This is a genomic window from Stenotrophomonas sp. YJH_SMC_57, assembly GCF_059369755.1.
Genome location: NZ_JCAFSZ010000011.1, coordinates 64,716 through 78,936, shown reverse-complemented (window position 1 = coordinate 78,936; position 14,221 = coordinate 64,716). Strand labels below are relative to the sequence as shown.

Below are 14,221 nucleotides of genomic sequence, written 5' to 3'. Positions count from 1 at the left end.
GCAGGTCCGGTGGGGGCGGGCCATGCGATCGGGTCGAAGAGGGCAGGTCGGGTCGCGACCTGGCCCGATCCTGCAACAGCCGCCGCGAGCTGGCAAGTGCCATTTAGTTCGATCCAAATGCGGGAAATAGCGCGGTCGGCGGGTTTCCAGCGCGAACCCGCTGGATCGATTGAAGAAATCGCCCTGCCGTTCCGGCCTGCGGGGCGTCGGCGTAATGTCGAGGCGGCCCGGATGCTAGAATCACAGCCCTCGCAACCCGTTCATCGACATCCGCCATGAGCCATACCGCCACCGCGCCCGCCAACGCCGAGAAGCGCTACACCGTGCACCGCAGCGACCTGCCGCTGAGCTGCCCGACCCCGGAAATGGCGCTGTGGAACTCGCATCCGCGCGTGTACCTGCCGATCGAAGACGAGCCCAACGGCGAAGCGCAGTGCCCGTACTGCGGGTCCGTGTTCGTGCTGGCCGACTAAGCGGCCGCCCCTTCGATGCGCCGATTGACCGTGGTGCAGTTGCTGCCGGCGCTGCACTCCGGCGGTGTCGAGCGCTCGACCCTGGAAATCGCTGCGGCCCTGGTCGCCGCCGGCCATCGCGCGCTGGTGGTTTCCGCCGGTGGCCGCCTGGTGCAGCCGCTGCTCGATAGTGGTGCCGAGCACCTCACCCTCGACATCGGCCGCAAGTCGCTGCTGACCCTGCGGCATCTGCCGACCCTGCGTCGCCTGTTCTCCGAGGTCGGCGCGGACATCGTGCATGCGCGTTCGCGGCTGCCGGCCTGGCTGGGCCTGTACGCGATCCGCGCCATGCCCGCCGCACAGCGCCCGCACTGGGTCACCACCGTGCACGGGCTGAACTCACCCAGCCGCTACAGCGCAGTGATGACCAGCGGTGAGCGCGTGATCTGTGTATCCAACACGGTACGCGACTACGTGCGCCGGCATTACCCGACGGTGCCCGAAGCGACGCTGCAGGTGATCCCGCGCGGCGTTGACGTCGCCCAGTTCCCGCGCGTCGCGCGCGCCGACCGTCGGCCGCGGCTGGCATTGGCCGCCGATTATCCGTGGCTGGGGCAGGTGGACGGCCCGCTGATGCTGCTGCCGGGGCGGGGCACCCGCCTGAAGGGCCATGCCCATGCATTGCAGCTGCTGGCCGACGTGCGCGCGGCCGGTGTGCCGGCCCAGCTGTGGATGCTGGGCACCGATGAACCGGGCCGCGAAGCCTATGTAGCGGATCTGCGCAGGCAGGCGGCGGCGCTGGGCGTGGCCGACGCTGTGCAGATCAACTCGCCGACCGCGCGCATCGCCCAGGCCTACGCGGCCAGCGACCTGGTGCTGCAGTTGTCGGACAAGCCCGAAGCGTTCGGCCGTACCGTGGTCGAGGCGCTGTCGGTCGGCCGCCCGGTACTGGGTTGGGACCATGGCGGCGTGGGTGAACTGCTGCGGCAGTTGCAGCCCGGTGGTGCGGTTGCGCTCGGCGATGCGCGCGCACTGAGTGAACGTGCGCTGGCCCTGCTGGCGCAGCCGCCGTCGCTGCCGGCGCGCATCCCGTTTACCCTGCAGGCCATGCAGCGTGACACCCTCCGCCTCTATGCCGACCTTGCCGGCTGACGCCACCGTTGCTCTGCGCGACGACCGCGCCGGGCGCTGGGCACCCTGGTGGGTGCTGGCGTACGTGGCGATGTGGCCGCTGCCGGGCATCGCCGAAACCGTGCTGGGACTGGGCGCGGTCTATGCTGCCGCGCGCATGGTCACGCGCCGGCTGCAGCGCCGCCCGCACCTGTTGAGCACGGCGGCCTGGGCGCTGACCTCGATCCTGTTCCTTGGTTACTGGCTGCCGCAGGCGTTCTCGGTCATCGATGCCATCGACCCGTCGGCGTCGTGGACCAAGGCCGCTGCCGGGCTGCGCTACCTGCCTTTCATGTGGCTGGTGGCAATCGCCGTGGCCACGCCGGAACGGCGGCGGCTGACCTTCGGTGGCCTGGCGCTGATCACCGGCGCGTGGACGCTGGATGCACTGGTACAGGCCGTGGCCGGTACCAGCCCATGGTTCTGGTCGCTGGAACACCTGAAACTGGCGGTAAGTGGCCGCGCGTTGTGCCCCGCGGACGAAGCCGCGCTGGCTGACCGCCTCAGTGGCGCGCTCGGGCCGTGCAACCTGAAATTCGGCCAGGTGCTGGCCAGCCTGTCACCGTTCCTGCTGCTGCCGGTCGCACGGCGCTTCGGCAATGCGGGCTGGTTGCTGGCGGCCGCCGCGCTTGGCTGCGTGCTGTTGCTGGCAGGGGCGCGTGCCGCGTGGATCACCTTCGTGCTGGTGCTGGCCTACAGCGGCGTGCGTCAGTTCGGCTGGAAGCGTCTGGCGCTGTTGGCGCTGATCGCGGTGCTGGCAGCGGGCGCGTTGACCGCCAGCGTGCCGCAGCTGCGCGAACGCTTCGCGCGGACCGCGATCGCCTGGGAAGGGAGCGAAGGCGGTGTCGACCAGGCACTGTCCGGTCGCACGCGGATCTGGCAGGCCGCCGTGTGCATGATTGAAGAACATCCGGTCAATGGTGTCGGCGCACGCGGCTTCCGCGATGCCTATCCGGCCTGCGTCGCCGATGACGGTCCGGCGGTCTGGGGCAATGCCCCTGCGCTGCATGCCCATCAGATCGTGCTGGAAATCCTGGCGGAGACCGGTGTGCTCGGCCTGCTGCTGTGGCTGGCGGCGGTTGCCCAGGCCTGGCGGGCATGGCGCTATGCACCGCCGGCCGCGCGTGAGCGCGCGCGCCCGGCGATGCTGGCGCTGGCGGTGACGGTGTTTCCGCTGAACACCCACCTGGCGTTCTATTCCGCGTTCTGGGGCGGCCTGACAGTGATGCTGGCGGCCCTGTTCGCCGGCAGCCTGCTGGCGCGCGAGGCAGGGGATTCCCCGCCAATACGGTAGTTGCCAACCTTGGTTGGCCCTCCCCAAGGTCGAGGGTCAGATCATCGGCGCCAACCAAGGTTGGCGACTACCTCGCGCATGCAGACGCCCAGCAGTCCGGTCGATGTCAGCCCTGGCTGGCACCGGCTGCCACATCGAGCTAATTGTAGAAATCGCTCCGGCCGCCCGGCTGGCGCTTGAAACGGCGGTGGATCCACAGGTACTGGTCGGGGGCCTCGCGCACCATGGCTTCGATGGCCTGGTTGACCCGCGTGGTATCGGCTTCCACGTCTTCGCTGGGGAAGTTCTCCAGCGGCGCGCCGATCTTCAGGAAGTACTTGCCGCCTTCGCGGCGGTGGAAGTATGGGATCACGGCGCAGCCGGTCATCCGCGCCAGCTGGTGGGTGGCGGTGATGGTCGAAGCGGTGTGGCCGAAGAAAGGCACGAATACGGTGTCCTTGCCGCGCATGTCCTGGTCCGGCGCGTACCAGAGGAAGCCGCCCTTCTTCAGGTGCCGCACAGTGGCGCGGATGTCTTCGTTGGCATACATCGCCTTGGCGTAGCGCAGGCGGCCGAACTTCACCGCCCACTCGTACACCGGGTTCTTGTGCTTGCGGTACATGCCCGACAGGTCGACGTAGTCGCACAGCAGGCGGCCACACATCTCCAGGGTCATGAAGTGGCCGGAGACCAGCAGCACGCCGCGGCCTTCGGCCTGCATCCGCTGCAGATGTTCCAGGCCCTCGATCTGCACCTGCGGGCGGATGCGGTCGATGCTGCCCCACCAGGCGCGGATGCATTCGAACACGCCCACGCCCAGAGCATCGAAGCTGTCGCGCACCAGGCGCTGGCGCCAGGCCTCGTCCTTTTCCGGGAAGCACAGCTGCAGGTTGACCTCGGCGGCGCGGCGGCGGCTGCCGAGCAGGCGCCAGCTGATCCAGCCGACGCCACGGCCCAGCGCGCGCTGCAGCATCCACGGCAGGCGGGCAATGGCGAAGGCGCCGAACATGACGGCGAACATCGGCCAGTTGCGGGGATCGCGCAGCGACGGGCGGACGGCAGTGGAGGCATCGGACATTGCGCCATTCTACCAATCCGGCCGCGTGTCTTTCCCAGGGGGCTCCCGTATCCTTGCCCCATGCGTAAAGACCCTGTCGAATGGATCCTGCGCGGCCTGTATTCAGCCGTGCTGTACCTGCTGCTGCCGATCACCGTGTACCATCTGGTCTGGCGCGGTTTCCGGGTCCGTGAATACTTCCGGCGCTGGGACGAGCGCTACGCCTCCTACCCACAGCCGACCGGCCAGCCGCGGGTCTGGCTGCATGCGGTGTCGGTGGGCGAGGTCAATGCCGCCGCGCCGCTGGTGAACGCCCTGCGCCAGCAACGCCCGGATATCCGCTGGGTCATCACCACCATCACCCCGACCGGGTCTGAACGTGTGCGCGCGCTGTGGGGCGACGCGCTGGACCACGTCTACCTGCCGTACGACGTGCCGGGCAGCGTCAATCGCTTCCTGGGCCACTTCCGGCCCAGCCTGGCGTTGATCCTGGAGACCGAGCTGTGGCCGAACATGCTGTTCGGCTGCCGCGATCGCCGCATCCCGGTCTACATCCTCAATGCCCGCCTGTCGGCCCGCTCGCTGCGTGGCTACCGGTTGCTGGCAGCGCTGATCCGTCGCGCCCTGCGCACGGTCACCTGCGTCGCCGCCCAGTCGCAGGATGATGCCGAGCGTTTCGTGCAGCTGGGCGCGACCCCCGGGCAGGTACAGGCGCTGGGCAACCTGAAGTTCGACATCGCCACGCCGGACGTGCAGGACTTCGTCGCGCAGTTCCATGCGCAGGTACCCGCTGGACGCCCGGTGTGGATCGCCGCCAGCACCCATGACGGTGAGGAGCAGGCGGTGATCGACCTGCACCGTCGCCTGCGCCAGCAGCATCCCGACCTGCTGCTGCTGTGGGCGCCGCGGCATCCCGAGCGCTTCCCGAAGGTGGAGGCCCTGGCGCGCGAGCAGGGCTGGAATGTGGCGACCCGGCGTGCGATGCAGTGGCCAGACGCCGGCACCGATGTGTTCGTCATCGATACCCTGGGCGAATTGATGCCGTTCTATGCCTGTGCGCAGGTGGCGTTCGTCGGCGGCAGCCTGCAATCGATCGGTGGCCACAACCTGCTGGAACCGGCGGCGATGGGTACCGCCGCAGTGACCGGTCCACACCTGCACAACTTCTCCGAGATCTCACGACGCATGCGTGAGGCCGGCGCCTTGCTGGTCGGCGAGGACGTGCAGGCGGTTGGCGATCTGCTGCAGCACCTGCTTGATGACGCACGCGCACGCCAGGACATGGCGCGCGCGGGGTGCACCCTGGTCAGCAATGGTCGCGGCGCGTTGCAGCGCACGCTGGCATTGGTGGCCCCCCACCTGCCTCCTCCGCGCAGCTGAGGGTGTGGCGAGGCTTCGATCAGCAACGATCCGTTCCCTGTGTTGCGGATTGAATGACGTGATCGACTGCATCAATTCTGCTTAGCGGCCAGATTCCTGTCGTTGCAGGCCCGGGGGGCGGTCTACCTGCGTGCCTGCGGTCACACTGCGGCGTGCACGCCACGGATTCTGATACCGCCCTTCGCCGCAGGGTGCCAGCCTGCTGTCGAACGCGCTTGGGCGGGCATCAAGGAACCTTGCGATGGATAGCGACAGTGACCCGGGCGGCATGCGCGATGCAGGGCCGGGCATGGATCATCTTGCAGTGGTGGCCCTGACCCTGATGCTGGGTGGCAGCGTGATCGCGCTGGTGGGGCAGCACACTGCCGCCCAGGCAGGCCCCGCCATCGTGTTGAGCCTGTTGCTGGCTGCGCTGGGCACAGGGCCGCTGCTGTACTGCCTGCACATCCTGGGCCAGCAGCTGCCGGCGGCCGACGGCCTGCATGGTCTGCTGCAGGCCCGCTGGGGCAGCGCCCCGGCCGGCCTGCTCGGCGGCGCGCTGCTGGCGGAGCTGGTGGCGACCAGCGCTGGCGTGGCGCAATCCATGGCCAGTCATATGCATGCACTGCTGGTCAGCGCTGGCATCGAGGCCGGCAACGCGATGCCGGTCGCGCTGACGGCCACCCTCGGCCTGCTCCTGCTGGGCGTGACCGTGTTGTTGCCACCGAGGCGCGCTGCACTGGTGGCCTGTGCGCTGTTGACGGTGAAACTGGGTACCGGCCTGCTGTTGCTGGCGCTGGCAGCCCGCCACGTGCATTACGCGCTCTGGATTCCGTGGTTGCCGGAAGCCACGGCGCCCTATCGCTTCGGGCCAGGCGGGGTATTGGCGGCGAGCGTGCCGCTGCTTGGCGTGTTCGCCTGCGCCGGCCTGGTGCTGGGATTTCCGGGCATGTGCGGCCAGGCGCGCGCGCGACAGACGCTGCTGCTTGCGGGCGTGCTGCTGCTGGCGATGCTGCTGCTGATCGCGCTGGCTGCGTTGCAGGCCGGCCTGGTCGAGTTCCCGGCATTGGCCAGTACGCGACCGCTGTCGATGGCGTTGCGGCAGCATCCACAACTGCAGTGGATGATGCCGCTGCTGCCGCTGGCCGGGGCGGCCGGGTTGGCGGCGTTGCTGCTGGTGCTGCTGCGGGTGGCGGCGCGGTTGGCAGCGCAGCTGTGGACTGCCGCGCGCGATGCAGCACCCGGATCTACCGCACCGATGATGCGGGTCGTCGTGGTGCTGTCGGCGGCGCTGTTGGCGCTGGCGATGCCGATGGGCACATTGCCGGTGCTGCCTGGCCCGGCAACCCTGCTGGTGATGGCGGCGCTGTGCGTGGCTGTCCTGCGCGCGCAGGTTCCGCTGCCGCGCGCCGTGCCGGTGCTGGCCCCCCTGGCCGCCGCGCTGTGCCTGCTGGCTGCGGTGGAGCGGATGCGTGCCTGGCCCGGCTGACGGCAGGGAGGCGCCCAATGCAGGGAAGTGTCTGTCTGCCTCGCCCACAAAAAAGCCACCCTCGCGGGTGGCTTCTTCATTCCCGGCAAGGCGACGGCTCAGTGCGTGGTCGTTGCCGGGTTGCCCGCGTCCTGGGTCAGCAGGCGGTTGACGTCCTGCAGCTCGGCCACATCCAGTGCGCCCAGCGACTGGCTCAGCAGCAGGCGGTTCTGCAGGAAGGTGTAACGCGCATTGGCGTAATCCAGCTGCGCGGAGAACAGGATGCGCTGGTTCTGGATCACGTCCAGCACGGTACGGGTACCGACTTCCAGGCCAACCTGCGAGGCGTCGTACGCACTCTGTGCCGAGACCACCGCCAGGCGGCGCGCTTCCACTTCGCTGATGCCCTGCACCAGGGTCTGGTAGGCATTGCGGGTGTTGCGGTCCAGCGCGCGCTTCTGCTGCTCGTAACCGTCCTGGGCGATGTCACGCTGGGCCAGCGCCTGGCGCACGCCGGACTGGGTGGCACCGCCGGCGAAGATCGGCACGCTCAGGGTCAGGCCGATGCTGTTGGTGCGCGCATCGGGCGACAGCGAGCCGGAACCGGTGCTGTCACCCCAGGTCGCGCTCTTGCCCCAGCTGCCGCCCAGCGACAGGGTCGGGTAATGGCCACCGCGGGCGGCCTGCACGCTGGCTTCGGCGGCACTGACCTTCAGTTCCTGCGCCTTCAGCGCCGGATTCTGGTTGGTCGCCTGGTGCACCAGCTCGTCGATGTTGCCGCGGTTGGCCGGCACTTCCGGGCGGAAGTCGGCCGGCAGGCCGCGCAGGTTGACCACCGGCTGGCCGGTCAGTTCGGTCAGGGCCTGGTAGTTATCGGCCAGGGTGTTCTGCGCAACGATGGTGTTGGCGCGCGCCTGGTCGTACTGGGCGCGTGCTTCGTGCACGTCGGTGATCGGCGCCAGGCCCACTTCCAGGCGCTTGTCGGCGAAGTCGAACTGCTTCTTCGCGGCCGCTTCATTGGTCTGTGCGGCGTTCAGCGATTCGATCGCCACCAGCACGTTGAAGTAGGCCGCGGAGGTGCGCACGATCAGGCTGTCGTTGGCCGAATCGAGGGTGAAGTCCGCCGCCTTGCTCAGCTCGCGCTGCGAGCGCAGGTTGTTGATCTGGGTCCAGTTGAACAGCGTCTGGCTGCCGTCGATCGTGTAGTTGCGACGCTTGTTGGTGAACGAGCCCGAATTGACATCGGCGTTCGGCTCACTGCGTGTGCGGTTCAGCGTGGCTTGGCCATTGATCTGCGGCAGCAGGGCAGCGCGCGCCTGCACGGCGCCTTCCTTGTCGACCAGCCGGGTCGATTCGGCGGCGGACAGCTGCGGATCGCCATTGCGCGCCATCTCGTAGACCTGCAGCAGGTCGGCGGCATGGGCGGACAACGGCAGCAGGGCAGTGGCCAGCGCAACAGCGAGGGATCGGCGGATCATTGCGGCTTCCTTGGACTCAGAGGTGGAACTGGGGTGCCGGGGCGGCACCGCGCAGGTAATCGATATCGGTTTCGAACAGCGATTCGGTGCTGCCGTCGGCCTTGACCAGCAGGGCCTCCATCGCCGGCGAGCGGCCCTGGATCACGAACAGGCGGCCACCCGGACGCAGCCACGAGGCGAACTGTGACGGCACCACGTCGACCGCACCAGTGACACAGATCACGTCAAAACGGCGTTCGGTCTGCCAGGACAGGGCGTCGGCCACTTCGACACGGACATTGGTGCCCAGGCCGGACGCGTCCAGGCGGGCGCGTGCGGCGGCGGCCAGTTCCGGGTCGATCTCCAGGCTCAGCACGTCGCGCGCCAGCGCGCCGATGCAGGCAGCCAGGAAGCCGCTGCCGGTGCCGATCTCCAGCACTTCGTCACCCGGCTGCAGGTCCAGTGCCTGCAGGGTACGGCCCTCGATGACCGGCTTCATCATCTTCTGGCCATGGCCGATCGGCAGTTCGACGTCGGCGTAGGCCAGCGCCCGGTGCGCGTCGGCGACAAAGGCCTCGCGCGGCAGGCGGGCGAGGACGTCGAGCACCTTGATGTCCAGCACGTCCCAGGGACGGATCTGCTGTTCCACCATCAGTTCGCGGGCGTGGGCGTAATCAATCGTCATGAGGTTCAAATCCAGCGCAGTGGGCCGGCCATTTTACCGGTGCCGGAGGCCGGCGGCGCGCCCAGAGCATCAGCTGCCGGGTGGCCGGGGTCGCAGTGCCGGAAGTCATCGCGACCTCCGGTTCGTTCAGTTTTGGTTATCCGGCCGTCCCGGCCCCTCGCGGCGCATAGGCGCGCAGGAAGAAGTCGATGCTGGCGGTCACGTGGGTGAGAGGGTCGCACTGCACCGGTGACAGTGGCATGCCGCACATCATATGCATGTGCACTTCGCCCTTCACCAGGGTCAGGAACTGCTGGCCGGCGAGGTAGTAATCGGCAATCTCCAGCTCGCCGCGTTCGCCGCGCGCGCGCAGGAAGTCGGCCAGGGCCGCGCAGGTACGTTCCGGGCCGGCTTGCCAGAACAGCTCGCGCAGGCGTTCATCGGTTTCCGGGGCCATCATCATGCGCTGGATCGAGATCGCCGCATCGGAGGTGATCAGCTCGAAGAAGGCCAGGCCGATGCCGATCAGCTGGTCTCGCAGCGGGCCGTCCGCGTCGGCCACGAACAGGGCGTCGGGCAGCATTTCAATGCATTTGGACTGCACGGCCTCGGAGAACAGGGTCTCCTTGTCGCCGAAATGGCTGTACACGGTCAGCTTCGAGACGCCGGCCTGAGCAGCGATGGCGTCCATGCTCACGCCGGTATAGCCCTGTTCGATGAACAGTGCCTTGGCTGCTTCAAGGATCGCCGCGCGCTTGCCGAGATCCTTGGGGCGCCCGGGTCCGGCGGCCTTGGCAGCGGGCTTGGCCGACGGCTTGCGGGAAGTGGGAGAACTCATCGCAACAATACTAGACCAAGCGGTTCGATATTTATACTATACCGACCGGTTTATTAAATTGGGCCGGCAGTCGCGGCTCCCCCCTTGTTGGACCCTGCGTTTTCAGGACGTTGACCGATGAAGATCGTGCGCTGGATGGGCGGTATGGTGTGGGTGGCTGCGCTGGCAGCCTGTTCGGGACAGGAACAGGCGCCGCAGGCGGCCGTGCCGGTGCTGGTGGTTCACCCTGGCGAGCAGGCCGGGCAGGCGCCGGCGGCGTTCCCGGGCACGGTGCGTGCCCGCCAGGAAAGCCCGCTGTCGTTTCGCGTCGGCGGTAACCTGGTCAAGCGCCACGTCGATGCCGGCCAGCGGGTGAAGAAGGGCGACGTGCTGGCCGAGCTGGACGTGGCCGACTTCGCGCTGCAGGCCCGCGCTTCGCAGGCCCAGCTGGCCGCGGCCGAAGCCGACCTGGTGCGCGCCCGCGACGACCTCAAGCGCTATCAGGTGCTGGCCGACCAGCAGCTGGTCAGCCGCTCGCAGCTGGACCAGCAGTCTGCCGCGTTCAAGGCGGCGCAGGGCCAGGCCAATGCGGCGCGTGCCAACCTCGATGTGCTGCGCAACCAGGCCGACTACGCGCAGCTGCGTGCACCGGCCGACGGCGTGGTCGCCAGCCGCGAGGCCGAAGCCGGGCAGGTGGTGTCGGCCGGCCAGACCATCTTCAACCTGGCCGCCGACGGTGGCCGCGAAGTGCTGATCGACCTGCCTGAAGCCACCATCCGCGATTACGCGGTCGGCCAGCCGGTGGAGGTGGAGTTGTGGAACCGCCCGGGCCAGCGCCTGCCGGGCACGATCCGCGAGATTGCCGCCGCCGCCGATCCGCAGGCACGCACCTATGCGACCCGGGTCAGCCTGGCGGCCGACGCACTGGCCGATGTCGAACTGGGCCAGAGCGCACGTGTCTACAGCAGCGCCGGCCGCCACGGCACCCTGCAGCTGCCGCTGGGTGCGCTGCAACGCGGTGCCAACGGTGCCGCCAGCGTGTGGGTGGTCGATCCGGCCAACAGCACGCTGAAGGCTGCGGCGGTCACCACCGGTGCCTATGGCAGCGAGACGGTGCCGGTGCTCACGGGCGTCGGCGCAGGCGACTGGGTGGTCGCCGCCGGTGGCCATCTGCTGCGTGCCGGCCAGCCGGTGATCGCGGTGGACCGGCAGAACCGCCCGGTGCTGAAGCCGGCCGCACCTGCCGCCGCCGCCAAGGCCAAGGAGTAAGCCGGTGCGCCGCTTCAATCTTTCCGAGTGGGCGCTGGCCAACCGTCCACTGGTGCTGTTTGCGATGCTCGCCTTCGCGCTGATCGGCGCGTGGTCGTACAAGCACCTGGGCCAGTCCGAGGATCCGCCGTTCACCTTCAAGGCGATGGTGGTGCGCACGCTGTGGCCGGGCGCCACCGCCGAGCAGGTTTCGCGGCAGGTGACCGAGCCGATCGAGAAGGCGCTGATGAACACCGGCGAGTACGAGTTCATCCGCTCGTACTCGCGCCCGGGCGAATCGCAGGTGATCTTCATGGCCCGCGACAGCCTGCGTTCCCGGCAGATTCCGGACCTGTGGTACCAGGTGCGCAAGCGTGTGGGCGACATCCGGGCGACGCTGCCGCGCGAGATCGTCGGCCCGTTCTTCAACGATGAGTTCGGCGACACCTACGGCAACATCTACGCGCTGACCGGCAAGGGCTTCGACTACGCCGTGATGCGTGACTACGCCGACCGCATCCAGCTGGAACTGCAACGCGTGCCCGACGTCGGCAAGATCGACCTGGTCGGCCTGCAGGACGAGAAGGTGTGGATCGAGCTGTCCAATACCCGCCTGGCCACGCTGGGCGTGTCGATGCAGCAGGTGCAGCAGGCATTGGCCGACCAGAACGCGATCACCGCTACCAGCTTCTTCGAGACCGCCACCGATCGCGTGCAGCTGCGCGTGACCGGCCAGTTCAACGATATCGAGGCGATCCGCCAGTTCCCGATCCGGGCCGGCGACCGGACCGTGCACCTGGGTGACATCGCCGAGGTGAAGCGTGGCTTTGCCGACCCAGCGTCGCCGAAGATGCGCTTCATGGGCGAAGAAGCGATCGGCCTGGCGGTGGCGATGAAGGACGGCGGTGACATCCTCAAGCTCGGTGCCAACCTCGATGCCGAGTTCGAGCGCCTGCAGAAAACCCTGCCGGCCGGCATGCAGCTGCGCAAGGTGTCCGACCAGCCGCAGTCGGTGGAGGAGTCGGTGGGCGAGTTCGTGCAGGTGCTGACCGAGGCGGTGGTGATCGTGCTGCTGGTCAGCTTCTTCTCGCTGGGCCTGCGTACCGGCCTGGTGGTGGGGGTGACCATTCCGCTGGTGCTGGCGATGACCTTCTTCGTCATGCACTACTTCGACATCGGCCTGCACAAGATTTCGCTGGGCGCGCTGGTGCTGGCGCTGGGCCTGCTGGTGGACGATGCGATCATCGCGGTGGAGATGATGGCCACCAAGATGGAGCAGGGCTACGACCGCCTGCGTGCGGCCAGTTTTGCCTGGGAGTCGACCGCGTTCCCGATGCTGACCGGTACCCTGATCACCGCGGCCGGCTTCCTGCCGATCGCCACGGCGGCATCGAGCACCGGTGAGTACACCCGCTCGCTGTTCCAGGTGGTGACCATCGCGCTGGTGGTGTCGTGGATCGCAGCGGTGCTGTTCATTCCGTACCTGGGCGACAAGATGCTGCCGGACCTGTTCAATCCGCAGCCGCCGAAGCCGGGCAGCCTGTCCGCGCGCTGGCATGCCAGGCGCCAGCAGTGGGCCGACCGCTACCCGGCGCTGGCCAACCTGATCGCACCGCCGCAGCACGGGCACGACCATGACCCGTACCAGCGCCCGTTCTACCGCAGCTTCCGTCGCTTCCTGGACGCCTGCCTGCGCCGTCGCTGGTGGGTGATCGCCGCGACCATCGCCCTGTTCGTGTTCTCGCTGATGATGTTCCGCTTCGTGCCGCAGCAGTTCTTCCCGGATTCGACCCGGCCGGAGCTGATGGTGGACATCGAGCTGGCCGAGGGCGCGTCGCTGCGCTCGACCCAGGCCCAGGCCGAGAAGCTGGAAAAGCTGCTGTCCAGCCGCGACGGCATCGCCAACTATGTGTCCTATGTCGGCACCGGTTCGCCGCGCTTCTACCTGCCGCTGGACCAGCAGCTGCCGGCGACCAACTTCGCCCAGTTCGTGGTGCTGGCCAAGGACATCAAGTCGCGCGAAAGCACCCGCGACTGGCTGCTGCACGAGGTGATCCCGAAGTTCCCGGATGTGCAGATGCGCGTGACCCGCCTGGAGAACGGCCCGCCGGTCGGCTACCCGGTGCAGATGCGCATTTCCGGCGAGCACATCGAGAGGGTGCAGGCGATCGCGCGCCAGGTCGAGGCCAAGGTGCGTGAGAACCCGCACGTGATGAACGTCAACCTGGACTGGAGCGAGCCGAGCAAGGTGGTGCGGCTGGTGATCGACCAGGAGCGTGCCCGCGCGCTGGGCGTGAGCAGTGCCCAGGTCAGCCAGTTCCTGTCCAGTTCACTGGCCGGGCAATCGGTGAGCGTGTACCGCGAAGGCAACCGCCAGATCGAGATGCTGCTGCGCGGCCCGGCCGATGAGCGCAACCAGCTGGAACTGCTGTCGAGCCTGTCGATGCCGACCGCCAACGGCGGCAGCATCACCCTGTCGCAGGTGGCGACGATGGAGTACGGCTTCGAGGACGGCATCATCTGGCACCGCAACCGACTGCCGACGGTGACCGTGCGCGCCGACATCAGCGATGGCATGCAGCCGCTGGACGTGGTGCACCAGATCCTGCCGACGCTGGACGGCATCCGTGCCGAACTGCCCAGCGGCTACCTGCTGGAAACCGGCGGCACGGTGGAGGATTCGGCCCGCGGCCAGAACTCGATCAAGGCCGGCATGCCACTGTTCCTGGTGGTGGTGGCGACGCTGCTGATGCTGCAGCTGCGCAGCTTCTCGCGCGCAGCGATGGTGCTGGTGACCGCGCCGTTGGGCATCATCGGTGCAACCCTGTTCCTGCTGCTGTTCCGTGCGCCGTTCGGCTTCGTGGCACTGCTGGGCACGATCGCACTGGCCGGCATGATCATGCGCAATTCGGTGATCCTGATCGACCAGATCCAGCAGGACATCGACGCCGGCCATGACCGCTGGCATTCGATCATCGATGCCACGGTGCGCCGCTTCCGTCCGATCGTGCTGACCGCGCTGGCTGCCGTGCTGGCGATGATTCCGCTGTCGCGCAGCGCGTTCTATGGCTCGATGGCAATCTCGATCATGGGTGGCCTGATCGTGGGTACGGTGCTGACCCTGGTGTTCCTGCCGGCGCTGTACGCGGCCTGGTTCCGGGTGAAAGCGGACGAATCCGGGGCATGATGCCCCGGGTTTTCCCGGCCTTGGCCTCTGGCAGGTGCCAACCTTGGTTGGCACTGACGCATGCATCCA

General features: G+C 68.1%; 11 protein-coding genes. 7 read left to right on the top strand and 4 right to left on the bottom strand.

Annotated features, from left to right (window positions below):
• Positions 1-275 precede the first annotated feature (275 nt).
• Genes AC5P7U_RS15995 through AC5P7U_RS15985 form a run of 3 tightly spaced genes read left to right on the top strand, consistent with a single transcriptional unit; the run spans position 276 to position 2,916 of the window.
• Positions 276-473, top strand: coding sequence for a zinc-finger domain-containing protein (locus AC5P7U_RS15995; RefSeq protein WP_005410967.1), 198 nt, complete (start codon positions 276-278; stop codon positions 471-473).
• Positions 474-488: 15 nt separating this feature from the next.
• Positions 489-1,604, top strand: a complete 1,116-nt coding sequence (locus tag AC5P7U_RS15990; RefSeq protein WP_197563790.1) for a glycosyltransferase — start codon at positions 489-491, stop codon at positions 1,602-1,604.
• Positions 1,585-2,916: an O-antigen ligase family protein gene (locus AC5P7U_RS15985; RefSeq protein ID WP_197563792.1), complete on the top strand. Its 1,332-nt coding sequence runs from the start codon at positions 1,585-1,587 to the stop codon at positions 2,914-2,916. Before AC5P7U_RS15990 ends, AC5P7U_RS15985 begins: the two co-directional genes overlap by 20 nt.
• Before the next feature lie 139 nt (positions 2,917-3,055).
• On the opposite strand, the gene AC5P7U_RS15980 is transcribed toward AC5P7U_RS15985, so the two are convergent.
• Positions 3,056-3,973 carry an LpxL/LpxP family Kdo(2)-lipid IV(A) lauroyl/palmitoleoyl acyltransferase gene (locus AC5P7U_RS15980; RefSeq protein WP_197563789.1) on the bottom strand — a complete coding sequence of 306 codons (918 nt, stop codon included), beginning with the start codon at positions 3,971-3,973 and terminating at the stop codon, positions 3,056-3,058.
• Positions 3,974-4,033: 60 nt separating this feature from the next.
• On the opposite strand from AC5P7U_RS15980, the gene waaA reads away from it, so the two are divergent.
• Positions 4,034-5,332, top strand: a complete 1,299-nt coding sequence (gene waaA, locus AC5P7U_RS15975) for a lipid IV(A) 3-deoxy-D-manno-octulosonic acid transferase (protein WP_197563788.1) — start codon at positions 4,034-4,036, stop codon at positions 5,330-5,332.
• A gap of 241 nt (positions 5,333-5,573) precedes the next feature.
• Positions 5,574-6,800 (top strand): amino acid transporter, encoded by a 1,227-nt coding sequence (locus AC5P7U_RS15970; RefSeq protein WP_197563787.1) that lies wholly within the window; start codon positions 5,574-5,576, stop codon positions 6,798-6,800.
• Positions 6,801-6,898: 98 nt separating this feature from the next.
• On the opposite strand, the gene AC5P7U_RS15965 is transcribed toward AC5P7U_RS15970, so the two are convergent.
• The 3 genes from AC5P7U_RS15965 to AC5P7U_RS15955 all read right to left on the bottom strand — a co-directional run bounded on the left by AC5P7U_RS15965 (position 6,899) and on the right by AC5P7U_RS15955 (position 9,738).
• Entirely contained in the window at positions 6,899-8,257 is a 1,359-nt protein-coding gene (locus tag AC5P7U_RS15965) for a TolC family outer membrane protein (protein WP_006468194.1), read from the bottom strand.
• Between the two features lie 16 nt (positions 8,258-8,273).
• On the bottom strand, positions 8,274-8,921 hold the full coding sequence (locus tag AC5P7U_RS15960; RefSeq protein ID WP_006468193.1) for a protein-L-isoaspartate O-methyltransferase family protein: 648 nt from the start codon (positions 8,919-8,921) through the stop codon (positions 8,274-8,276).
• A 136-nt stretch (positions 8,922-9,057) separates the two neighbouring features.
• Positions 9,058-9,738, bottom strand: coding sequence for a TetR/AcrR family transcriptional regulator (locus tag AC5P7U_RS15955; RefSeq protein WP_197563786.1), 681 nt, complete (start codon positions 9,736-9,738; stop codon positions 9,058-9,060).
• 117 nt (positions 9,739-9,855) lie between these two features.
• Between AC5P7U_RS15955 and AC5P7U_RS15950 the strand changes: the two genes are divergently transcribed.
• Both AC5P7U_RS15950 and AC5P7U_RS15945 read left to right on the top strand, forming a co-directional pair.
• The gene (locus AC5P7U_RS15950) at positions 9,856-10,986 is read left to right on the top strand and encodes an efflux RND transporter periplasmic adaptor subunit (RefSeq protein WP_197563785.1); all 1,131 of its coding nucleotides are present in this window, start codon (positions 9,856-9,858) and stop codon (positions 10,984-10,986) included.
• Between the two features lie 4 nt (positions 10,987-10,990).
• The gene (locus AC5P7U_RS15945) at positions 10,991-14,152 is read left to right on the top strand and encodes an efflux RND transporter permease subunit (protein WP_006468190.1); all 3,162 of its coding nucleotides are present in this window, start codon (positions 10,991-10,993) and stop codon (positions 14,150-14,152) included.
• The last annotated feature ends 69 nt before the right edge of the window (positions 14,153-14,221 follow it).